Annotated in this window: 24 protein-coding genes; 12 read left to right on the top strand and 12 right to left on the bottom strand. The window is 72.1% G+C overall.

All coding sequences use genetic code 11. The features are described 5' to 3' along the window. Positions 1 to 476 (bottom strand): OB-fold nucleic acid binding domain-containing protein (locus ACTB72_RS13925; protein WP_463037603.1); only part of this gene is annotated, 476 nt, incomplete at its 3' end. 159 nt (positions 477 to 635) lie between these two features. Between ACTB72_RS13925 and ACTB72_RS13920 the strand changes: the two genes are divergently transcribed. Continuing rightward, the gene (locus ACTB72_RS13920; protein WP_463037602.1) at positions 636 to 1,088 is read left to right on the top strand and encodes a VPLPA-CTERM sorting domain-containing protein; all 453 of its coding nucleotides are present in this window, start codon (positions 636 to 638) and stop codon (positions 1,086 to 1,088) included. A 39-nt stretch (positions 1,089 to 1,127) separates the two neighbouring features. Here ACTB72_RS13920 and ACTB72_RS13915 read toward each other — a convergent pair whose 3' ends face one another. The 4 genes from ACTB72_RS13915 to ACTB72_RS13900 form a co-directional block, all read right to left on the bottom strand. Continuing rightward, positions 1,128 to 1,457 carry a hypothetical protein gene (locus tag ACTB72_RS13915; RefSeq protein WP_463037601.1) on the bottom strand — a complete coding sequence of 110 codons (330 nt, stop codon included), beginning with the start codon at positions 1,455 to 1,457 and terminating at the stop codon, positions 1,128 to 1,130. Beyond that, entirely contained in the window at positions 1,454 to 2,167 is a 714-nt protein-coding gene (locus tag ACTB72_RS13910) for a CPBP family glutamic-type intramembrane protease (protein ID WP_463037600.1), read from the bottom strand. The genes ACTB72_RS13915 and ACTB72_RS13910 overlap by 4 nt, the downstream gene beginning before the upstream one ends. A gap of 276 nt (positions 2,168 to 2,443) precedes the next feature. Next, positions 2,444 to 3,151: an OmpA family protein gene (locus ACTB72_RS13905; RefSeq protein ID WP_463037599.1), complete on the bottom strand. Its 708-nt coding sequence runs from the start codon at positions 3,149 to 3,151 to the stop codon at positions 2,444 to 2,446. A gap of 294 nt (positions 3,152 to 3,445) precedes the next feature. After that, entirely contained in the window at positions 3,446 to 4,075 is a 630-nt protein-coding gene (locus ACTB72_RS13900) for a nucleotide-binding protein (RefSeq protein WP_463037598.1), read from the bottom strand. 279 nt (positions 4,076 to 4,354) lie between these two features. Here ACTB72_RS13900 and ACTB72_RS13895 point away from each other — a divergent pair, with 279 nt between their 5' ends. The 5 genes from ACTB72_RS13895 (at position 4,355) to ACTB72_RS13875 (ending at position 9,503) form a co-directional block, all read left to right on the top strand. Next, entirely contained in the window at positions 4,355 to 5,722 is a 1,368-nt protein-coding gene (locus tag ACTB72_RS13895; RefSeq protein ID WP_463037597.1) for a DUF1800 domain-containing protein, read from the top strand. A 14-nt stretch (positions 5,723 to 5,736) separates the two neighbouring features. Beyond that, complete coding sequence (locus ACTB72_RS13890) at positions 5,737 to 6,939, top strand: DUF1501 domain-containing protein (RefSeq protein ID WP_463037596.1); 1,203 nt, start codon at positions 5,737 to 5,739, stop codon at positions 6,937 to 6,939. 238 nt (positions 6,940 to 7,177) lie between these two features. After that, complete coding sequence (locus ACTB72_RS13885; RefSeq protein WP_463037595.1) at positions 7,178 to 7,900, top strand: GNAT family N-acetyltransferase; 723 nt, start codon at positions 7,178 to 7,180, stop codon at positions 7,898 to 7,900. A gap of 285 nt (positions 7,901 to 8,185) precedes the next feature. Then, a complete protein-coding gene (locus tag ACTB72_RS13880) occupies positions 8,186 to 8,803 on the top strand; it encodes a nitroreductase family protein (RefSeq protein WP_463037594.1) in 618 nt (205 codons plus the stop codon). A 4-nt stretch (positions 8,804 to 8,807) separates the two neighbouring features. Further along, on the top strand, positions 8,808 to 9,503 hold the full coding sequence (locus tag ACTB72_RS13875) for an EI24 domain-containing protein (RefSeq protein WP_463037593.1): 696 nt from the start codon (positions 8,808 to 8,810) through the stop codon (positions 9,501 to 9,503). Between the two features lie 22 nt (positions 9,504 to 9,525). On the opposite strand, the gene ACTB72_RS13870 is transcribed toward ACTB72_RS13875, so the two are convergent. From ACTB72_RS13870 to mce, 3 genes are all read right to left on the bottom strand, one after another. Continuing rightward, positions 9,526 to 9,654 (bottom strand): hypothetical protein, encoded by a 129-nt coding sequence (locus ACTB72_RS13870; protein WP_463037592.1) that lies wholly within the window; start codon positions 9,652 to 9,654, stop codon positions 9,526 to 9,528. Between the two features lie 196 nt (positions 9,655 to 9,850). Continuing rightward, the gene (locus ACTB72_RS13865; protein WP_463037591.1) at positions 9,851 to 10,147 is read right to left on the bottom strand and encodes a DUF1467 family protein; all 297 of its coding nucleotides are present in this window, start codon (positions 10,145 to 10,147) and stop codon (positions 9,851 to 9,853) included. Next, complete coding sequence (gene mce / locus ACTB72_RS13860) at positions 10,144 to 10,548, bottom strand: methylmalonyl-CoA epimerase (protein ID WP_463037590.1); 405 nt, start codon at positions 10,546 to 10,548, stop codon at positions 10,144 to 10,146. The genes ACTB72_RS13865 and mce overlap by 4 nt, the downstream gene beginning before the upstream one ends. A 277-nt stretch (positions 10,549 to 10,825) precedes the next feature. Between mce and ilvC the strand changes: the two genes are divergently transcribed. Next, complete coding sequence (gene ilvC / locus ACTB72_RS13855; RefSeq protein ID WP_463037589.1) at positions 10,826 to 11,848, top strand: ketol-acid reductoisomerase; 1,023 nt, start codon at positions 10,826 to 10,828, stop codon at positions 11,846 to 11,848. 128 nt (positions 11,849 to 11,976) lie between these two features. Here ilvC and ACTB72_RS13850 read toward each other — a convergent pair whose 3' ends face one another. Next, complete coding sequence (locus ACTB72_RS13850; protein WP_463037588.1) at positions 11,977 to 12,276, bottom strand: hypothetical protein; 300 nt, start codon at positions 12,274 to 12,276, stop codon at positions 11,977 to 11,979. Between the two features lie 195 nt (positions 12,277 to 12,471). Here ACTB72_RS13850 and ACTB72_RS13845 point away from each other — a divergent pair, with 195 nt between their 5' ends. Further along, positions 12,472 to 13,083, top strand: a complete 612-nt coding sequence (locus tag ACTB72_RS13845; RefSeq protein WP_463037587.1) for a hemerythrin domain-containing protein — start codon at positions 12,472 to 12,474, stop codon at positions 13,081 to 13,083. Positions 13,084 to 13,353: 270 nt separating this feature from the next. On the opposite strand, the gene ACTB72_RS13840 is transcribed toward ACTB72_RS13845, so the two are convergent. Further along, positions 13,354 to 13,812, bottom strand: a complete 459-nt coding sequence (locus tag ACTB72_RS13840) for a DUF4864 domain-containing protein (RefSeq protein ID WP_463037586.1) — start codon at positions 13,810 to 13,812, stop codon at positions 13,354 to 13,356. Between the two features lie 119 nt (positions 13,813 to 13,931). Between ACTB72_RS13840 and ACTB72_RS13835 the strand changes: the two genes are divergently transcribed. The 3 genes from ACTB72_RS13835 to ACTB72_RS13825 all read left to right on the top strand — a co-directional run bounded on the left by ACTB72_RS13835 (position 13,932) and on the right by ACTB72_RS13825 (position 15,702). Continuing rightward, positions 13,932 to 14,372 carry a YeeE/YedE family protein gene (locus ACTB72_RS13835; RefSeq protein ID WP_463037585.1) on the top strand — a complete coding sequence of 147 codons (441 nt, stop codon included), beginning with the start codon at positions 13,932 to 13,934 and terminating at the stop codon, positions 14,370 to 14,372. A gap of 11 nt (positions 14,373 to 14,383) precedes the next feature. Then, the gene (locus tag ACTB72_RS13830; protein ID WP_463037583.1) at positions 14,384 to 14,830 is read left to right on the top strand and encodes a DUF6691 family protein; all 447 of its coding nucleotides are present in this window, start codon (positions 14,384 to 14,386) and stop codon (positions 14,828 to 14,830) included. A 107-nt stretch (positions 14,831 to 14,937) separates the two neighbouring features. After that, on the top strand, positions 14,938 to 15,702 hold the full coding sequence (locus tag ACTB72_RS13825) for a hypothetical protein (protein WP_463037582.1): 765 nt from the start codon (positions 14,938 to 14,940) through the stop codon (positions 15,700 to 15,702). Between the two features lie 401 nt (positions 15,703 to 16,103). On the opposite strand, the gene ACTB72_RS13820 is transcribed toward ACTB72_RS13825, so the two are convergent. Further along, positions 16,104 to 17,690, bottom strand: coding sequence for a lysine--tRNA ligase (locus ACTB72_RS13820; RefSeq protein ID WP_463037581.1), 1,587 nt, complete (start codon positions 17,688 to 17,690; stop codon positions 16,104 to 16,106). A gap of 257 nt (positions 17,691 to 17,947) precedes the next feature. Between ACTB72_RS13820 and ACTB72_RS13815 the strand changes: the two genes are divergently transcribed. Next, the gene (locus ACTB72_RS13815) at positions 17,948 to 18,388 is read left to right on the top strand and encodes a tellurite resistance TerB family protein (protein WP_463037580.1); all 441 of its coding nucleotides are present in this window, start codon (positions 17,948 to 17,950) and stop codon (positions 18,386 to 18,388) included. Positions 18,389 to 18,511: 123 nt separating this feature from the next. Here ACTB72_RS13815 and ACTB72_RS13810 read toward each other — a convergent pair. Further along, positions 18,512 to 19,732 (bottom strand): D-alanyl-D-alanine carboxypeptidase (locus ACTB72_RS13810; protein ID WP_463037579.1); only part of this gene is annotated, 1,221 nt, incomplete at its 5' end.

Here is a 19,732-nt window from a genome sequence, read left to right as displayed (position 1 = left end):
TCGACCATCGAGGAGCGCAGGTGCGAGATCACCTTGGATCGCATCACGATGTTGGCGTGCAGCTTCTCGCGGCGCAGGTCGAGGAAGCGGTAGCGCAGGCGGGTTTCCTCAGGATACTCGACCTCGCCGAAGACCGGGAGCGGCAGCTCGCCATCGACCGCGCCCAGCACTTCGATCTCACGGGCGTAGACTTCGATCGCGCCGGTATCGAGCTTGGCATTCACCAGATCGGCGGAGCGGGCCTTCACCACGCCGTCGATGCGCACGACCCATTCGGCGCGGACCTTCTCGATGCCGGCGAAGGCCGGGCTGTCGGGGTCGGCGATGATCTGGGTGACGCCGTAATGGTCGCGCAGGTCGACGAACAGCACCCCGCCATGGTCGCGCACCCGGTGGACCCAGCCGGAGAGGCGAACGTCCTGGCCGACATGCTCGGCCCGGAGCGCGGCGCAGGTATGGGAGCGGTAGGCGTGCATAGGAGGCGTCCTCGGAGCTTCGTCGGAAGGGGCTCGACGGTCGCGGTCGGGTTCCATGTCCGGGGGCGCGATGTCAAGGGCGGATGATCGCTTGCCGCGCTCCGGCGATCGGCGGCTAGTGAAAACCAACGCAAATTCGCGTCGGAACGGGAGTCCACGATGAATTTGATTCGTTTCGCCTATCTGGGCGCGCTCGGCGCAGCCGTCGCGGGAGCCGCCGCAGGCGTCGGCGCCCCTGCCGCGGCGATCACGCTCACCCACGCATGGGAGCTCAACGGCTCGACCGACGCGTTCACCATGTGGCTCGCCGGCGCGTGGGTCGGCACGCTCGTGAACAACGCCGCGTCGAGCTTCAGCGGCGACGGCGCGCCGGTCTGGATCGCTCAGGACGACTACGCCACGGCCGGAAGCGAGAACAGCGCGGGGTTCCTGGACTACCTGCGGTTCTATTCGGGGGCGGCGACCTCCGACGACGCGGCCGCGCTCTACGCCGCGCGCGACACGCCGCTGGGCGGGCCGAGCGCCGTGCCCCTGCCCGCCGCGGCGCCGCTGCTGGCGGCGGGGCTGGCGGGTCTGGGCCTTTTGGCGCGCCGGAAGTCGCGGGCGGCGTGATCGGACGAAACGGGCGCTCCGCGAGGGGCGCCCGATCTCTCAGTACCGAAAATCCCACTGGCCCAGATGCACGCCGGCGGCGCCGCGCAGCACCACCTCGCCGCCGTCGAAGGCCAGCACCAGATCGCGGCCGCGGACCGAGGGCAGCAGGTCCCAGGGCGTCAGGCCGAGGCCCGAGAGGTTGATCACGTCGCGCCCCTGCTCGAAGTCGAGGATGAAGCCGCGGCCGCCGGTCAGCCGGAATTCGAACCGGTCGTCGGCGACGAGGCGGGCGAGGGCGGCGTCCGGGTCTGTTGCAGGTTCGGGCTCGGGCTCCGGCGCCGGATCGAGGTCGGGGTCGAGGTCGAACGGGTCGCGCGCGTCGGTCACAGGCCCACCGCGCCATGGTAGAAGAAACGGCCGAGGCCCGAGGTGAACAGGATCATCCCCGCCAGAGCGTGCAGCACCACCGCCCAGAGCAGGTTGCCGCCGGGCCGCGACAGCCAGGCCATCGCGAAGATCACCCCGCCCGACGCCGTCAGCGCCAGCGCCACCCAGTTCCACAGGAACAGATGCGCGAGCCCGAAGACGGCGGCGTTCACCGCCACCGCGACGCGCGCATCGGGGAAAAGCACCCCGTAGCGGCGGAAGAACAGCGAGCGGAACAGGATCTCCTGCGGCAGGGCCGAGAGCAGCGGGTAGAGGCACATGATCATCAGCCACAGCTGGGGCGCCCGACGCGGCAGCGACAGCAGCGCCTCGGGCATCAGCCACATCACCAGACCGAAAGCGCCGGCGGCGGTCAGGGCCGCGAACCCCGCGGTGACCAGCGCGCCGGTCAGGCCGGGGCCGAACCAGGGGCCGCGCACCAGCTCTTTCCAGCGGAATTCGGGGGTGATCGCCAACAGCGCCAGACCGGCTGCGAACGAGCCGATCAGCACCGTCCACATCATTCCCGGCGACAGCGCGAAGGCCATCAGCAGCGGCAGCCCGAGATAGAGCGCCGCGAATTCGACCGCGAGACGGGTTTTCCGGGCGCGGCCCTGGCGGTCCGCCGGCGCGCGCCGCAGCGCGGGGGAGGCGTGGCCGACGCCGCTCATCCGCGGGCCGGGGTCGGGTAGACGCGTCGCGCGGGGCGGGTCATCGGCGGGCCTTTCATGGGGCCTTCGGCACGGGGCGGGCCGAAGGATCGGCCGATACGGGGCGGGGCCGACGGAGTGGGGCTGGGATCTCAGGTAGTCCTCAGGGGCCGGGGCGCAAGCCCGATCGCCCTGGACGCGAACGCCGCCGACCGGGGTTTCCGGTCGGCGGCGTCAACTTCGTCAGGCGGGCTCATCCGTCGGAGTCATCCGACGTGCGCGCCCGGTTTTCCGAGGTCAGCCCTGGGTGGCGGGCACGATCTTGATCTCGACCCGGCGGTTGGCGGCGCGGCCGTCGGCGGTGTCGTTGCTGGCGATCGGCTGCTCCTCGCCCCGACCGGCGGTGGCGACGCGGGCGTTGGGCACGCCGCGCTGGATCAGCTCCGCCGCCACGGCCCGGGCGCGCTGCTGGGAGAGCTGCATGTTGTAGGCGGCGTCGCCGGTGGAATCGGTGTGCCCGACCACGTCCACATAGCTCGACGGATACTTGTTGAGCGTGCGCGCGACGCGGTTGAGCGGCCGCTTGAAGTTGTTGGTCACCCGGGCGCTGTCGGTCTCGAAGGTCACGCCGCCGGGCAGCGTGACGAGCAGCGCGTCGCCGGTGTTGGTGACGGTGGCGCCGGTGCCCTGCAGATCCTGCTGGAGATCGCGCTCCTGACTGTCCAGGAAGGTGCCCGCGGCCGCGCCGGCGATCAGGCCGATGCCGGCCCCGACCAGCGCGTTGCGACGGTCGTCGCCGCCGACCAGCAGGCCGGCCGCGGCGCCGAGACCCGCGCCCAGCGCAGCCCCGGTGCCCTGGCGGCGGGTGACGCCGCTGTCGTTCACCGACTCGGCGCAGCCGGCCAGCATCACCCCGGCGCAGAGCGCCAGCACGCCGCCGCGCAGGGCGCGGCGCGAACGGAAGGGACGGGCGGGCGCGAGGGCGGGGGCGAAGATGTGGGTCATGCGTATAGTCTCCTGTCGCGTCATTCATTCGGGCGCCGGACGACGACCGCCGCCGCCGCCCGCGAAGGGCGCGAGGCGACGGGGGGCGAGGTCCGAACGCCCGCGTCACTGGACCTGAAATAAGGCAGGGAGGCGGCGCCGCAACGGCGCCCTTAGGGTAATCGCGCAGCCCCCGAGCGGCGGCAGGCGGCCTCGTCGCCGGTTTTGCGCAAGGGGTGCAGAAGGTTGGGCCGGCGGGCGCGGCGCGCGGTCGCCCAGACCCGCTGCGCCCCCGGCCGCCCCCCGGTCAGCCGGTCAGCCGGTCAGCGCCGCGAGGATCGGGGCCCATTGCGCGCGCAACGGGTCCAGCGCCTTGGTCGGCCGGTCGAAGATCGACAGGCCCAGCGCCGCCAGATCTCCGTAAGCCGAACGGTCCGACAGCCGTGCGAGCGGCGGCGCCCCGAGCTCGGCGAAGGCCGCCTCAAGTTCGTTCGCCGCGCGGCTGCGGGGACGGACGCGGTTGGCGACCAGATGCAGCTCGGTCTTGCCCTTGCGGATGCGCTTGAGGTCCTCGATGTCCTTGAGGAACCGCCGCGTCGCGTCGAGATCGTAGAAGGAGGGCGCGAGCGGGATCAGCACGGCGCGCGCCTCGGCCACCAGATCGGCGGCCTTGGCGCCGCGGAGCGCGCCGGGCGCGTCGATCACCAGCCAGTCGAGCCCCTTGGGGCGGTCGCCGGCGGCGGAAGCCTTGGACCAGTCCAGCGCCGTGATCGGAGCCGCGTCCGCCGGCCGCCGCCTGGCCCAGCGCAGCGCGGATTTCTGCCGGTCGGCGTCGGCGAGCCCGACCGAAGCCCCCTGCCCGGCCAGCGCCGCGGCCAGCGTGGTGGCGAGCACGGTCTTGCCGCAGCCGCCCTTGAGATTGGCGATCAGCACGGTATGGGTCATGCCGACGTTCCGGAAGTCGTCCCCGACCGGGTCTTGCGCGCGTTGCGCGGAAACATCGCCTGTCCTCCGTTTGCGTAGACGAGCCTTTGGGAGGCCGAAGGTCGCTTCGCCAGTCGGGCGCGCCCCGCGACCGGCCCGTGGCCGCGCCTCCTGAAATCGCCTGATTTCCTCCACAGGCTGACCCCAATGCCGTAGCATGTGCAACCCATGGCGAATTGCGTCGGCGCCGCCGCCTCCGTCGCGGCGCCGACCTTTCCGCATGATTTCGGAGATCCGTGCATGACCCTGCCGCGAGACGCCGTCGCCGCCCTGCGCTTCGGGCTCGGCTTTCGCCCGGGCCGGACGCCGGACGCGGACCCGGAGGCGATGATCGCCCAGCTTTCCGCCATCGCCCGCGCCGCGCCCATCGTCGACGCGGCCGAGACCGAGCGCCTGCGGATGGAGCTGATGGAATTCCGCGCGATCCGCGCCGAGACCCGCGGCAAGTCGGCCACCGACGACCAGAAATCCATGCTGGATCAGGAGCGGAGGGAGTTGCGCGAGGCGGTGGATGGCGACCTGCTCGCCTCGCTCGGCCGCGCGGTGGCGACGGAACATGCCTTCGGAGAGCGGATGGCGCGGTTCTGGACCAACCACTTTTCGGTTTCCGTCAAGTTCCGCGGTCACGCGCCCTATGTGGCGGGGTTCGAGGATCAGGCGATCCGGCCCCATGTCGCGGGCGGCTTCGCGGAGATGCTGCAGGCCGCGACCCGGCATCCGGCCATGCTGATCTATCTCGACCAGTACAAGTCCGCCGGGCCGAACTCCAAGGCCGGCGGCAAGCGCGATCTGGGGCTGAACGAGAACCTGGCGCGCGAGATCCTGGAGCTGCACACGCTCGGCGTCGGCGCGGCCTATGGGCAGGCCGACGTGCTGGCGCTGGCGAAGCTGCTGACCGGCTTCGCGGTGCAGGACAAGGGACGGGGCTACGAATACCGGCCCCAATGGGCCGAGCCCGGGTCGTTCGAGCTGCTGGGCCGGACCTGGCAGGGCGGGTCGGAGGCGGAGACGCTGGCCGCGCTCGACGCCGTCGCCACCCATCCGGCGACCGCGAAGCATCTCGCCACCAAGCTCGCCCGGCATTTCGTGGCCGACGTTCCGCCCCCCGCGCTGGTCTCGGCCCTGGAGGCGACCTGGAACGAGACCGGCGGCGATCTGGCGGCGGTGTCGCGGGCGCTGGTCTCGCACCCGCTGGCCTGGTCCGCGCCCTTCGCCAAGGTCCGCCAGCCGCAGGAGGCGGTGATCGCGGCCCTGCGCGCGGCAGGGGCGGAGCCTGCGGATATCGGGGCGAAGCGGACCTATGACCGCTCGCTGACGCTGGGGGCCGCGGTGCAGATGGGCCAGGGGGTGTTCGACGCGCCCGGGCCCGACGGCTGGCCGGAAGAGGGCGAGGCCTGGATCACGCCCGGCGCCATGGCCAAGCGGCTCGACTGGGCGACGCGGATGGGCACGGCGATGGCGGATGCGGGGCTCGACCCCCGCGACGTGGCCAAGGCCGCCCTGCGCGAGGCGCTGTCGGAAAAGACCGCCTGGGCGATCGCCGCCGCCTCGCAGAAGCGCGAGGGCTTCGCGCTGCTGCTCGCCTCCCCCGACTTCAACCGCCGCTGAGAAGGAGGCCCCCGATGACCGACATGGATCTGACCCGCCGGGCCCTCATGCGGGGCGGCCTCACGCTGGGCTGCTCCGCCGCGGCCTTCCCGCTGATGACGCGGGTGACCTTCGCGGCGGCGCCGGGCGAGAACCGGCTGGTGGTGATCGTGCTGCGCGGGGCGCTGGACGGGCTGGCCGCGGTGGAGCCCTATGGCGACCGCGAACTGGCCGGGATGCGCCCGACGCTGGCGTTCGGGGTGCCCGAGGGCGGCAAGAACGGGTCATTCGACCTCGACGGCCGCTTCGCGATGCACCCGGCGCTCTCGCCCCTGCGGCCTTTGTGGAAGGCGGGGGAGCTGAGCTTCGTGCACGCCGTCTCCACCCCCTATCGCGACAAGCGCAGCCATTTCGACGGGCAGGACCTGCTCGAGAACGGCGGCGGACGGGCGGACGGGGGCATGACCTCGGGCCGCGACGGCTGGCTGAACCGGGCGCTGGGTCTGTTGCCCGGCGCGCGGGCGCAGACCGCCATCGCGGTGGGGCGGGAGAACATGCTGCTGCTCGACGGCGACAACCCGGCGCTGAACTGGTCGCCGGACAGCGATCTGGCGCTGACCCCGCAGGCGCTGGACCTGTTCCGGATGATCTCGGCGCAGGATCCGCTGTTCGACGCGGCGGCGCAGGAGGCGGCGAAGGTCGACGCCAAGCGGGACATGGAGGGCGGGGCGGCAGCGAAAACCGTGGATGCGGCGAGCCTCGCGGCCCTCTCGGCGGAGATGCTGCGGGGCGAGGCGCGGATTGCGGCGTTCTCGCTGGGCGGCTACGACACCCATCGCGACCAGTCGAAGACCATCCGCAAGCCGCTGGCCCAGCTCGCCGAGGCGATCGCCACGCTGAAGGCCAGGCTGGGGCCGTTATGGGAGCGCACCGCGGTGATGTGCGTGACCGAGTTCGGCCGCACCGCGCGCGAAAACGGATCCCACGGCACCGACCACGGCACCGGGGGACTGATGATCTATGCCGGCGGGGCGTTGTCGGGGGCGAAGGTGCACGGGGACTGGCCGGGGCTGAAGCCCTCGGATCTTTACCAGGACCGCGACCTGATGCCGACCGACGACCTGCGCCGGCACGCGGCCTGGACCCTGCGGGGGCTCTACGGCATGGACAAGGCTGCGCTGGAGCGGGACGTGTTCCCGGGCGTGAGCCTCGGCGCCGACGACCGCATCCTCGCCTGAGGGGGAGACGGGAGGGACGGGGCATCGAACCCCGCCCCTCCCGCGCCCCGCTGCGCGGGTCGTGGCGCCTGGCCGGGGCGTCGCCCGGCAAAGGGGCCCGAAAACCAGGCCGGGCGATGCGAAGCGCAGCGGAGCGACGGCCGTCCGCGCCGGCGCCCAAGCCCGTCCGGGTTGACCCCGGCCCGCGCGGCGCGCCAGATGCGCCCACCCCTTTCCCCGCGCCCGGACCCCTTCCCCGATGCCCGAGACCAACGCCTACGGCCAGCCGGTCGGCGACCTTCTGCCCGGCTGGACCCCGCCGCCCTTCCCCCCGCACGAGACCCTGACGGGGCGCCACGCGACGCTTGAGCCCCTGTCGGCCGAGCGCCATGGCGACGACCTCTGGGACGCGGCGCAGGCCGAGACCGACGGCTCGCGCTGGACTTACCTTCCGGTCGGCCCCTTCACGGACGAAGCCGCCTTCCGCGCCCAGATCGAGACCCAGGCGGCGAGCGCCGACCCGATCTACTACGCCATCCGCTCCGCCGCGTCGGGGCGGGTCGAGGGCTTCTGCTCGCTCCTGCGCATCACGCCGGCGGCGGGCTCGATCGAGGTGGGCTTCATCTGGTACGGGCCGCGCATGGCGCGCTCGGCCGCGGCGACCGAGACGCAATATCTGCTGATGTCCTTCGTCTTCGGCCTCGGCTACCGGCGCCATGAGTGGAAATGCGACGCGTTCAACGCCCCCTCGCGCGCCGCGGCCCAGCGCTACGGGTTTTCGTATGAGGGCGTGTTCCGGCAGGCGGTGGTGGTGAAGGGCCGCAACCGCGACACCGCCTGGTACGGGATGACCGATGGCGACTGGGGGGCGCTGAAGCCGGCCTACGAGGCGTGGCTCGACCCGTCGAATTTCGACGCCGACGGCCGCCAGAAGCAGGCCCTGTCGACGCTGACCGCGCCGGTGCTGTCGGCGCGCGGCTGACCGCGGACGGGGGAAGCGGGAGGGAACGGGTCCCGCGCCCTGCAACTCGTCGCTCCCGCTCCGCGCCCCCATTGCGAGGCCGTCGCCGGAAACGGGGACGGCAGGGCGGGGCGATGCGAAGCGCAGCGAAGCGAGGGCCGCCCGGCCGCGCCCTTGACACATGACCCGCCCCGACCGACCTAAGCCTCAGACCCGCCGCCAGCCCTGCCCGACCCTCCGGGCCCCGGCGCCAGCGCGCCCGACCCCAACCGCGCCAGCGCGCCCCCCCAAACCCCCGGAGCTCACATGTCCGACGCAGCCCAGCCCGACGCCCGCCCCGATCCGCGGATCATCCCCGATCCGGCCGCGCTCGCCTTCCTGCTCACCCGCCGCTCGCGCATCGCCAAGACCCTCGCCGCCCCCGGCCCGGACCGCGAGACGCTGCGCACCATCCTCACCGCCGCCGCCCGCTCGCCCGACCATGGCAAGCTGGAGCCGTGGCGCTTCGTGGTGGCCGAAGGCGCCGCCTCCGCCGCGCTGGGCGCGCTGACCCGCTCGCTCGGCGAGGCCCGCGGCCTCGACCCCGACCGCGTCCACCGCGCCGCCGAGCCGTTCGAGATCGCGCCCGTCACCCTCGCCGTCATCGCCGCCCCCAAGGCCTCCGAAAAAGTGCCGGAGGTCGAACAGATCCTGTCGGCCGGCGCCGTCTGCCTCGCCGCGCTGAACGCAGCCCTCGCGTCCGGCTGGGCCGCCAACTGGCTGACCGGCTGGATGGCCTCGGACCGCGAGTTCCTGGAGCGGGGCCTCGCCCTCGCCCCCCATGAATTCGTCGCGGGCTTCCTGCATATCGGCACGCCGACCGTCGCGCCGAAGGACCGCCCCCGCCCCGACCTCGACTCCATTATCGAGTGGCGCGAGGGCTGACCCAGTGATCGGGGATTTCCTCAAGGCCATCGGCCAGCTCGGCGACCCGCGGTTCCTGCGGGTGTTCGGCCTATCCGTGGCGCTGACGCTGGCGCTGCTGGCGGCCGCGCTCTTCGGCTGGTCCTGGCTGGTGGGGATGATCCCCGAGACCGGGCTGAGCGCCTTCGGCCAGGACCTGAGCTTCCTCGACGGGCTGGTCGCGGTTCTGGCCTGGACGGCGGGGGCGGTCGGGGCGGTGTTCCTGATGTTCCCGGTGGCGGCGGTCTTCATCGGCCTCTTCCTCGAGGACATCGCCGATGCTGTGGAGGCCAAGCATTTCCCCCAACTGCCCCCCGCCGGCCGCATGGGCTGGGGAGAGACGCTGGCCGACGGCCTGGTCTTCGCCGGCGCGCTGATGCTGGCGAACCTGGTGGGGCTGATCTTCTACCTGATCTCCGGCCCGCTGGCGCCGTTCGTTTTCCTTGCGGTCAACGGTCTGCTGCTCGGCCGGCAGTATTTCGAGCTGGTGGCCGCGCGGCGCATCGGCGCGAAGGCCGCGCGCGCGCTGCGCAAGCGGCATGCCGGGCCGATCTGGCTGGCGGGCGGGCTGATGGCGCTGGGGCTTTCCGTGCCGGTCGTGGGCCTCGCCATCCCGGTGCTGGGCGTGGCGAGCTTCACCCACATGTATCACCGCATCGCCGCGAAGCCCGCCCGCGCCTGAGGCGCGGGCGCGGGCGCGGGGATCAGGACCCGACGGTCGGCGCGGGCTTCTTGGCGCCGGACGCGCAGCCGCCATCGGCGGCGGCGGGCAGCGCCGCGGTCAGGGCGGCGGCGATGCCCGCGAAGGCGACGGCGAGGCGCAGGGTCTTCATGGGGTCTCTCCCTTCGTGCTGGAACATGTGACGCAACGGTAGCACGATGAACTCCGCCCTGCGATCACGGCGTCGAGAGGCCACGTCCCCGGGGCATAGCCGACAGGGCGCCTGACGCTTGACGAACGGACCGCCCGGCGCCGCCTCGGCCTTGGCGAGGGCGAGGGCCCGCCGACGCGCTGGAGCGGCGACCGCCTCAGTTCGAGGCCGGGACCGCTTCCCAGGTCGGCTTGATGCCGGAGAAGAAGTCGAGCTCGTCCAGCGTGAATCCGCCGTAGATGATGGTGAGCACCACCGCCAGCCACAGAGGCGCGGTGATGAAGGTGGTCATCCACAGCTTGCGCTTCAGGTTCAGATCCGCCGGCGCGCCGGCCGGCGTGCCGGGCACCACCTCGCCGACGTCGCCCTGGCTCTTCATGCCGATGGGCAGCGAGATGTAGAGGGTCATGAACCAGATGACCGCCCAGAGGACGATGGCGCCGGTGATGGTCATGCCTGCTCCAGTTCCGTCAGCGTGCCGTTGAAGTCCTTGGGATGCAGGAAGATCACCGGCTTGCCATGAGCGCCGATCTTCGGCTCCCCGTCGCCGAGCACGCGCGCGCCCTGGGCCCGCAGATGGTCGCGGGCCGCGATGATGTCCTCGACCTCGTAGCAGACGTGGTGGATGCCGCCCGAGGGGTTCTTGGCGAGGAAGGCCGCGATCGGCGAGTCCTCGCCCAGCGGGTGCAGCAGCTCGATCTTGGTGTTGGGGAGTTCGATGAACACCACCGTCACCCCGTGATCGGGCTCGGGCTGCGGCGCGCCGACCTTCGCGCCGAGCGCGTCGCGATACTGCGCGGAGGCGGCCTCGAGGTCGGGGACGGCGATGGCGACGTGGTTCAGACGACCGATCATGGGGTAGGCTCCTCCGCTGTTCTTCGGGCACGAGGTAGGCCCCCGGCGACGCTCAGACAAGGCGGCTCTGCGTCACGCCGGCGCGTGGCCCCCGACCGTCTTCCCGTCCGCCTGCGCCCGCGGCGCGGGGGGCGGGGCGGCGGCGCAGGTCCGCTTGAAGCGCCCGACATCTGGACAAAGCCCGCCCCCTCGTCTACCCCGCGCACGGAAATTGCGGCGGCGACAGCCCGTGCGCAGCGAACGGAAACCAGAAGCCCGGCAGGCGAGGGGAACACCCATGCGCGTTTATTATGATCGCGATTGCGACATCAACCTGATCAAGGACCTGAACGTGGCCGTGGTCGGCTACGGCTCCCAGGGCCACGCGCACATCCTCAACCTGAAGGATTCGGGCGCGAAGAACCTGGCCGTCGCGCTGCGCCCCGGCTCGGCCTCGGCCGCGAAGGCCGAAGCCCAGGGCCTCGCCGTCAAGGACATCGCCGAGGCCGCCAAATGGGCCGACGTGATCATGATGGCCATGCCCGACGAACTGCAGGCCGAGACCTACTACGCCCACATCCACGACAACCTGAAGGACGGGGCCGCCATCGCCTTCGCCCACGGGCTGAACGTGCATTTCGGCCTGATCGAGCCGAAGCCCGGCGTCGACGTGATCATGATGGCCCCCAAGGGCCCCGGCCACACCGTGCGCGGCGAGTTCACCAAGGGCGGCGGCGTGCCCTGCCTGGTGGCCGTTCACCAGAACGCCTCGGGCCGCGCGCTCGAGATCGGTCTCAGCTACTGCTCGGGCATCGGCGGCGGCCGGTCGGGCATCATCGAGACCGACTTCAAGGAAGAGTGCGAGACGGACCTGTTCGGCGAGCAGGCGGTGCTCTGCGGCGGCCTGGTCGAGCTGATCCGCATGGGCTTCGAGACGCTGGTCGAGGCGGGCTACGCCCCCGAGATGGCCTATTTCGAGTGCCTGCACGAAGTGAAGCTGATCGTGGACCTGATCTACGAGGGCGGCATCGCCAACATGAACTACTCGATCTCCAACACCGCGGAGTTCGGCGAGTATCACTCGGGCCCGCAGATCCTGCCCCGCGAAGAGACCAAGGCCCGCATGAAGAAGGTCCTCACGGACATTCAGGACGGCGCCTTCGTGTCGGAGTGGATGCGCGAATACAAGGCCGGCGCGCCGATGTTCAAGGCGATCCGCCGCAACAACGACGCCCATCAGATCGAGGAAGTCGGCGCCAAGCTGCGCGGCATGATGCCCTGGATCGCCGCCAACCGCATGGTGGACAAGGCCAAGAACTGAGCCGGGAGGACGGCGGGGGCCCCGGCTCCCGCCGTGCCAGAGGCCCGAAAACGGCGCGGCGCGCCCGGGGGACCGGGCGCGCCGCGTGGCGTTTGGGGAGGGAGGTCGCCAGAGCCGTCGGGGATCCGTCAGCCCGGCGTCGCCGGATGAAGCGCTTGTCCGTCCGGCTCATCGCCGACGGCAGGGTCGCGGTGCAGGCTGAGGAGAAAGGCGGCGAAGACCAGCGTCGCCGCGCTGCCGAAGATCAGATAACTCGCCACGGCGATAAGCAGGCCGGCGCCGAGCGCGAAGGCGCTCATCACCGAAAGCAGGCCGGACAGAACGCCGACGACAAGACAGGGCATGGCAACATCCGTTTCACATATTTCGAACCATTGATCCGCGTCATTACGTGACGCCGACCCAAGCCGTTTCTTCACCACACCCAAGAGAAAACTAGGACGGCGAGGGTGAACGGCAATGGAACGAATCTTCGCTGTCCCGGGAAAAACGCGGCGACGTAGCGGCAGGGCGGCGCGCCCGGTTCGTCAAGCGCGGCGCGGGTTTCGCCGGGACTCCGGCGCGTCTAGGCTGAGCCCTCACACGCATGTCCGCCGACGACCCGCTGCCCGGAGCTCCGTCCCATGACCGACCCCGACCTCCCCCCGGCGCCCGAGGGCGCGCAGGACGCCGCCGCCGATCTCGGCCTCGCCACCCGCGCCGGCCTGCCGGAGGAACTGCGCTATCTGCTCGGCGATTACCCGCGGCTGATCTGGGGCGATCATCCCAATTTCGGGCCGGTCACCAAATTCTACCTCGACCGCCACGCCATGTTCCGCGAAGCGATGAGCGTCATGCAGCGGCTGACCGAGGAGGCGCTGGACGGCGCCCGCCCCGCCGAGGCCTGGAGCCGGGATTTCGGCCGCATCGCCGGCTTCTTCCTCACCCAGCTGCACGCGCATCACCAGATCGAGGACGCGCATTACTTCCCCGCCCTGGTGCGGCTGGAGCCCGACCTGAAGCGCGGCTTCGACATCCTCGACCGCGATCACCACACCATCCATGACGCGCTCGACCGTTTCCAGGACGGCGCGGCGACCGCGCTGCGCGCGCTGCAGGACGCGCCCTCCGACCCCAAGCGGCCGGTGGCCGGGATCGGGGCGGAACTCAAGCGCATGGATCGGCTGCTGGTCCGCCACCTCTTCGACGAGGAGGAGCTGGTGATCCCGGTCATGCTCCACCGCGGCGAGATCTGATCGCCCCACGTTCCGAAACGACCCGATCGTTCGATGATCGTCGATGCGCGGCCGACACGCTGGATTCGATCTTCAGTCCGACCCCGGGACCGCATGCCTGAACTTTGGTTCACGTGGGGTTTCCACCGCATCGCTGTTCACCCGCCTCCAGCGAGCGGCGTGCGACGGCGAGGCGGATCCTTCGTGGACGTCGCCCCGCCACCCCGAGCTGACGGTCGACGACCTCATGCTCCGAACGCCCCCTCCGCCCCGGCGGCGGAAGGCGAGAGCTCAGGCCCCGGCCTGGGGCGTCTTGCGCAGGCGCACCCCGTCGATGCGCCAGGCGCCGTCGACGCGGATCATGTCGTAATCCGCGACATAGGTCGCGCCATCCGCGGCGGTGATCACCACCGCCTGCCGATAGCCGTCGCCGGCGCGGTCGAGCGTCGCGAAGGCGTAGCCCCCGGGCCGCCACACCATCGGATAGGCTTCGCGCACCATGCGCCCGAAATTCTCCGCCGACCCGAACAGCCGCCTGATGTTGGGCGAGGCGTAGCCGAAGGCGCGCGGCAGGTCGTCGGCGCGGAAGGCGTCGAACTGGCGCGCGATCGCCTCGCGGATCTCGGCTGCCGCGGCGATCTCCTGGGCAGGCAGCGGGGCGGCGAGGCCCCCGATGGCGACGCTCGCGGCGAGGCCCGCGATCACCTGACGGCGGCTGGGTCGGCGGGGCTGGCGGTCGGGTCCGGTCATCGCGGCCTCCTCGGCGGGGTGATCCTCTCGATAATGGCGCGAATTCACCTTGCGGCAAGCTTGCGATGCGCGCGCGCCGATCCTATATATTCTGAAATTTGAATTCATGAGGGACTGCCATGACAGGCGACTGGATCGACGGGGCGTTGGGCGGGGCGATGATCGGCGCCGCCGCGGGCCTGCTGCTGCTGGCCAACGGGCGAATCGCGGGGATCAGCGGCATCGCCGGCGGGCTGGTCGACCGTGTGCTCGGCGGCGCGCCGGAAGGTCGTGCCGCGCAGATGGCGACGGCGGAGAACGCGCTTTTCGTGCTGGGCCTGCTGCTGGCGCCGGCGGTCTACGCCCTGCTGGGCGGCGAGATCGCGCTGGAGATCGCCGCCGGCGGCCCGGCGCTCGTCGCGGCGGGGTTGCTGGTGGGCTTCGGGGCGCGGCTCGGTTCGGGCTGCACTTCGGGGCACGGGGTATGCGGGTCGGCGCGGCTGTCGCGCCGGTCCCTGGCGGCGATGGCGACGTTCATGGCGACCGCGGCGCTGACCGTGGCGCTGGGTCGGTTCTGGTGAGGGGCGGCGAGATGATGCGGATGATCGCGGCGTTGGCGGCGGGGCTGGTCTTCGGGCTCGGCCTTTTGGTGTCCGACATGGCCAACCCCGCGCGGGTGCTGGCCTTTCTCGATTTCGGCGCGATGACGGAGGGGGGGTGGGACCCCACGCTCGCCTTCGTGATGGCCGGCGCCATGACGGTCAGCGCCTTGGCCTGGGCGCTGGCCCGCCGCCGGGGCGGGGCGGTCTGCGGCGGCCCGATGCCGGGGCCGGCGCGGCAGGCGATCGACGCGCGGCTGATCGGCGGATCGGCGCTGTTCGGCATCGGCTGGGGGCTGGCCGGGATCTGCCCGGGACCGGGGCTCACTGCGATCGGGCTCGGCCATGGCGCGACGGCGATCTTCGTGGCGGCGATGTTGGTGGGGATGGCCGCGTTCGGCGCGCTCGACCGCGGCGGCCTGCGGCTGCGGCGGGCCTGAGCGGCCAGATATTTTCGCCGCGGCGGCCTGCCGGCTGCTGCGGCAACAACTGATTAACCATATGGCGCGACCATGGCCCCGTCCTCGGCAGAATGCGGAGACCGGCCATGCGATTCTCAAGGAGACCGTTCGACGGCGCGCGCCCTGCCCGATGGCGCGCGCCGTTCGTTCTGCGCTGGCTGGCGACGCTGACCTGGCTGGCGCTATGGCCTGCGACGGCGACGGCGGGGCCTTGGACGGCGCGGGAAGGGGCGACCTTCACCGCGGTCACCAACGGCATGGACCCTGATGGGCGGACCGGGTTTCGCCGCGACGTCTATTACGAATTCGGCTGGGCGGAGGCGGTGACCGTCGGCTTCAACGTGAACGCGCAGCGGACCTGGCGCGACGAGCCCTTCGCCGGCCGGGTGGAGGGGTTTGTGCGTCAGCGGATCTGGGAGGGCGCGAAGGGCGACGTCGCGGCGCTGCAGGTCGACTTCGGCGGCGGCGTCGGCTGGGCCGAGCGGGACGACCGCCCGGACGCGGCGGCGCGTCTCCTCTACGGACGGGGCTTCGGCGGGCCGTTGCAGGGCGCGTGGGTCGAGGGCTCGCTGGGCTGGCGGCGGGAGACGGGCGGCGCCTCCGACCGGGCGCTGGCGGTGGCGGCGGCGGGGCTGCACCTGACGCGGGACACGATGGCGATGGCGGCGCTTGAGGCGGACCTGCGCGGAGACCGTGGGGCGGAGGACTGGGAGGTGCTGCGCCTGACCGCCACCCTCGCGCAGGCGCTTCGCCCGGGCTCGCGCCTCGCGTTCCGGGTGGCGACCCCGGTAATCGGCCGGCGGATGACGGACGGGATCAACCTGCGGATCGGCGTCTGGCAGAATTTTTGAGGCGGCGGCCGGATCGACGGACGGGGTTGGCGCAGGTTGACGCCAGGCTTCGGGGCCGGCCCTAGGAGGAGACGGAGGCGCATCGCCAGCGGCGACATGGGAATCGCGGCGTGACCCAGGCGGGCGCCCGGCCCGCCGGATGACGGCGCATGAGTGGCCGCAGCGGATGAAACCCGGCCCGGTCCGAGTGCGGACGAGGCGATCAGGCGATCGGCTGCGCATCGGCGCGGCGCGGCGAAAAGCGGTCCCGCCCGGCGAAAGGCTGTCGCGCGCGGCGAAGGGCTGCCGGACGCGGCGAAGGGCTGCCGGACGCGGCGAGAAGAGGTCGGGCGCGACGACGGAAGGGCGCCGGGGGAGGGTTTCGGCCGCTCCGGCCCCTGAGCAGGGCCGGAGCGGGTAGGTCAGGCGGCGGCGAGAAGGTCGCCGGCCAGGGCGCGGTCGATGAGCGACGCGGTCTCGGTCACGCCGTAGAGCGCGATGAAGCCGCCGAAGCGGGGGCCCTGGCTCGCGCCCAGCAGCACCTCGTAGATCGCCTTGAACCAGTCGCGCAGCGGCTCGAAGCCGTGGGCCTTGCCGATCTCGAACACCAGGTTCTGGAGCTCGGTCCCGTCGGCCTCGCCGGTCCAGGCGCGCAGCCGGCCCGCGAGGTCCGACAACGCCGCGGCCTCCTGCCCGGTCGCCGCTCGGAACACCTTCGAGGGCTTCACCTTGTCGTGGTAGTAGGCCACCGCACGCCCCACCGCGGCGTCGAGGCCGGGATGGGTCTCGGGCGCCGCATCGGGCGCGTAGCGGCGGATGAAACCCCAGAGGACCTCACGATCCTCCGCCCCCGACACCGACGCCAGGTTCAGCAGCAGCGGGAAGCCCACCACCATGTCGTCCGCCGGCGGCGTGCCCTGATGGATGTGCCAGGCGGGGTTCTGCAGCCGGCCGTCGAGATCCTGCCCCGGAAAGGCGCGCAGGTGCTGGTGGTATTCCTCCACCGTCTTGGGGATCACGTCCCAATGCAGGCGCTTGGCGGTCTTGGGCTTCTGATACATGAACAGCGACAGGCTCTCGGGCGAGGCGTAGGCGAGCCATTCCTCGATCGACAGCCCGTTGCCCTTGGACTTCGAGATCTTCTGGCCCTCGCCGTCGAGGAAGAGCTCGTAGCCGTAGAGCTCGGGCGCGGGCCCGCCGACGGCCTTGCAGATCTTGAGGCCGAGCGCGGCCGAGGGGATCAGGTCCTTGCCGTGCATCTCGTAGTCGACGCCGAGCGCCATCCAGCGCATCGCCCAGTCGGGCTTCCACTGCAGCTTGCAGTTTCCCCCCGTCACCGGGATTTCGACCCGCTCTCCGTCGGGTTCCTCGTAGACGATGGTCCCCTTCCCCACGTTGCGCTCCAGCGTCGGGACCTGGAGGACGTGACCGGTCTTCGGCGAGACCGGCAGGAAGGGGGAGTAGGTGGCCTGACGCTCGGCCCGCAGGCTGGGGAGCATCACCTCCATCACCTGATCGTAGCGCGCCAGCATCTGCACCAGCGCCGCGTCGAAGCGCCCGTCGCGGTAGTAATCCGTCGAGGAGGCGAATTCGTAGTCGAAGCCGAAGGTGTCGAGGAAGGCGCGAAGGCGGGCGTTGTTATGCGCGCCGAAGCTGGGATGCGTGCCGAACGGGTCCCGCACCTTGGTCAGGGGCAGGTTCAGATCCTCGACCAGCATCTCGCGGTTCGGGACATTGGTCGGCGCCTTGCGCAGGCCGTCCATGTCATCGGAAAAACACAGAAGCTTGGTGGGGATGTCCGAGATCGTCTCGAACGCCCGGCGCACCATGGTGGTGCGGGCCACTTCGCCGAAGGTGCCGATATGGGGCAGGCCGGAGGGGCCGTAGCCGGTCTCGAACAGCACGTAGCCCTTTTCGGGGGCCTTTTTCTCGAACCGTTTGACGAGTTTGCGCGCCTCCTCGAACGGCCAGGCCTTGGAGGCGAGGGCGGCGGTGCGCAGCTCGGTCATGTTCGGTCCTTCCTCATGAAGGGGGGATTTCGCAGGCGCTCCGTCTACGGCCCGGCCGCCCTGCCCGTCAACTGCGCGTTGCGGGGGGGGGAAGTCGGTGTGCGTGTGGGGGGGGCGGGCGCGCGCGCCGCAGGGCGGCCGGCTTGCCGCGCCGGGCATGTGCGCCTTATGTTCCGGGCGTCACGATAAGACACGTCACGATGCGCCGGCGCGGCCCGACCGCCCGCCGGCCCCCGCCCTTCATCTGCGAGGCCCCCATGTCCCTGTTCACTCCCCAGGACGCGCTGGTCGCGGTCATGGTGACCACCTCCGCCGCCGACGAACGGATCAGCTCCAACGAACTGCTGTCGATCGAGCGGACCGTCGCCGCCCTGCCCGCCTTCCACGGCTATGACGGGGACCGGCTGGCCTATGTGACGCGGACGGTGTTCGACATGCTGTCGGTGGACGACGGGCTCGACGCGATCCTCGGGCTGGTCAAGGAGGCGCTGCCGCCGGAACTGAACGAGACCGCCTACGCCTTCGCCTGCGATCTCGCGGCGGCGGACGGCTCGGTGCAGATGACCGAGCTGCGCTGGCTGGAGATGCTGCGCCACGAGCTGGGCGTCGGCCGGCTGGTCGCGGCGGCGATCGAGCGCGGCGCCCAGGCGCGCCATCACCGGGCGCCGGCGCAGGCCCCCGACCCGTCCGAGCTCTGACGTCGCGGGCGCCGGCCCCCGACCGGCTCGCGGGTGGGGACCTTGGCGCCGGGCCGGCGTGGCGACGGATCGCCAGGCCGTGAGGTCTCGGCGCCCCCGGGCGGAGCGCCGGGGCCAGGGCCGTCAGTAGGCGGCGGCCCAGCCGCGGACCATCCGACGCTCCAGCTCCCGCGCCTGGCCGAGCCAGCCGCGCGACGGGCCCGAATCCCCGGTATCGGCGAGACTGTCGCGGCGGGACAGATCCTCGGAGAAGATGGCGAAGGCCAGCTTCCGGCCTGAAGCGGCGTCGATATAGCCCGCCAGCCCCCGCACGAAATACATGGTGCCGGTCTTGGCCACCACCGAAGCCCGATCGGGGACCTTCGCCTCGCCCTTGCGCGGGTCGAGCCGGTATTCCTTGATCAGCGGACGCAGCGCGCCGGAGCGGGCGCGCCCCTCGCCGAAGCGGTCGACGGCGCGCAGGAAGGCCGCCATCGCGATCGGGCTGACGCGGCTGTCCTCCGACAGGCCCGAATGGTTGCGCAGGTCGAGCGCCGGGCCGGTGGCGGGCCCCGCGGCCGGCGCCGGCGCACGGACGGTGACGGCCGAGATCGGGCCGGCCACCTGCGACGGCCCGACGGCGGCGCCGCGGGCCAGCATGGTGGCGGCGATGCCCGCCGAAAGCGCCGGGCGCGTGGCGGAAGGGCTGGCGGGAGCCAAGCCGGCGGCGGCCGGGCGGGCGACGGGCATCGCCCCCGATACGGCCCCCGCGCCGGCGACGCGCGGCGGCGCGGCCGGGGCCATCGGCGGCGGGGCGGACATCCCGGCCCCGGCGGCGGCGCGGCCGCGGGCCCATCGGGTCATCGCCGCCCCGCTCTCGGCCAGATCCTGGGCGGGGGCGGCGCGCTCGGCGGTCGCGCCCAGCCCCACCGCCTCGGCGGTCAGGTTGGTCGAGTATTTCAGCATGTCCTTCAGGATCGCCGTCAGCTCCCGGCTGCGGCGCAGGGCGAGGGTCACGCCGTCGCGGGGCGCATGGCCGACCTCGGGCGCGGGCAGCTCCAGCCCCGCCCCGTCGGCGAAGGCGCGGAACACGTCGGCCGCATGCAGCGCCGGGCGGCGCACCGGCAGCCAGCGCTGCCCGTCCTTGCCGAGCGCGGCTTGGGCCACCGTCCAGACCTCGCGCGCCGGCTCGTCGCGCCGGGCGAAGGCGCCGCCGGAAGGGGCGCCGAGCCCGATCGAGACGCGCTGCGCCGGGGTGACCGAATGCGCGCCATGGGCCTGCATGGTCAGCTCGTAGCCGGCCTTGCCCCGCGTCCAGGCGAAGAGCACGCGGTTGTAGTCGATGTTCAGCGCGGAGACGGAGGG

The organism is Albimonas sp., from assembly GCF_055129145.1.
Note: the sequence above shows the minus strand (reverse complement) of the source record. Positions and strands in the feature narration are given on the sequence as shown.

Bases quoted from the DNA above. Each gene is read 5' to 3' on its own strand.
- ACTB72_RS13900 (WP_463037598.1), bottom strand. From the start codon at position 4,075: ATGACCCATACCGTGCTGATCGCCAATCTCAAGGGCGGCTGCGGCAAG.
- ACTB72_RS13825 (WP_463037582.1), top strand. From the start codon at position 14,938: ATGCGATTCTCAAGGAGACCGTTCGACGGCGCGCGCCCTGCCCGATGG.
- ACTB72_RS13895 (WP_463037597.1), top strand. From the start codon at position 4,355: ATGACCCTGCCGCGAGACGCCGTCGCCGCCCTGCGCTTCGGGCTCGGC.
- ilvC (WP_463037589.1), top strand. From the start codon at position 10,826: ATGCGCGTTTATTATGATCGCGATTGCGACATCAACCTGATCAAGGAC.
- ACTB72_RS13910 (WP_463037600.1), bottom strand. From the start codon at position 2,167: ATGAGCGGCGTCGGCCACGCCTCCCCCGCGCTGCGGCGCGCGCCGGCG.
- ACTB72_RS13920 (WP_463037602.1), top strand. From the start codon at position 636: ATGAATTTGATTCGTTTCGCCTATCTGGGCGCGCTCGGCGCAGCCGTC.
- ACTB72_RS13815 (WP_463037580.1), top strand. From the start codon at position 17,948: ATGTCCCTGTTCACTCCCCAGGACGCGCTGGTCGCGGTCATGGTGACC.
- ACTB72_RS13845 (WP_463037587.1), top strand. From the start codon at position 12,472: ATGACCGACCCCGACCTCCCCCCGGCGCCCGAGGGCGCGCAGGACGCC.
- ACTB72_RS13840 (WP_463037586.1), bottom strand. From the start codon at position 13,812: ATGACCGGACCCGACCGCCAGCCCCGCCGACCCAGCCGCCGTCAGGTG.
- ACTB72_RS13820 (WP_463037581.1), bottom strand. From the start codon at position 17,690: ATGACCGAGCTGCGCACCGCCGCCCTCGCCTCCAAGGCCTGGCCGTTC.
- ACTB72_RS13870 (WP_463037592.1), bottom strand. From the start codon at position 9,654: ATGAAGACCCTGCGCCTCGCCGTCGCCTTCGCGGGCATCGCCGCCGCC.
- ACTB72_RS13835 (WP_463037585.1), top strand. From the start codon at position 13,932: ATGACAGGCGACTGGATCGACGGGGCGTTGGGCGGGGCGATGATCGGC.
- ACTB72_RS13865 (WP_463037591.1), bottom strand. From the start codon at position 10,147: ATGACCATCACCGGCGCCATCGTCCTCTGGGCGGTCATCTGGTTCATG.
- ACTB72_RS13905 (WP_463037599.1), bottom strand. From the start codon at position 3,151: ATGACCCACATCTTCGCCCCCGCCCTCGCGCCCGCCCGTCCCTTCCGT.
- ACTB72_RS13880 (WP_463037594.1), top strand. From the start codon at position 8,186: ATGTCCGACGCAGCCCAGCCCGACGCCCGCCCCGATCCGCGGATCATC.
- ACTB72_RS13885 (WP_463037595.1), top strand. From the start codon at position 7,178: ATGCCCGAGACCAACGCCTACGGCCAGCCGGTCGGCGACCTTCTGCCC.
- mce (WP_463037590.1), bottom strand. From the start codon at position 10,548: ATGATCGGTCGTCTGAACCACGTCGCCATCGCCGTCCCCGACCTCGAG.
- ACTB72_RS13830 (WP_463037583.1), top strand. From the start codon at position 14,384: ATGATGCGGATGATCGCGGCGTTGGCGGCGGGGCTGGTCTTCGGGCTC.
- ACTB72_RS13890 (WP_463037596.1), top strand. From the start codon at position 5,737: ATGACCGACATGGATCTGACCCGCCGGGCCCTCATGCGGGGCGGCCTC.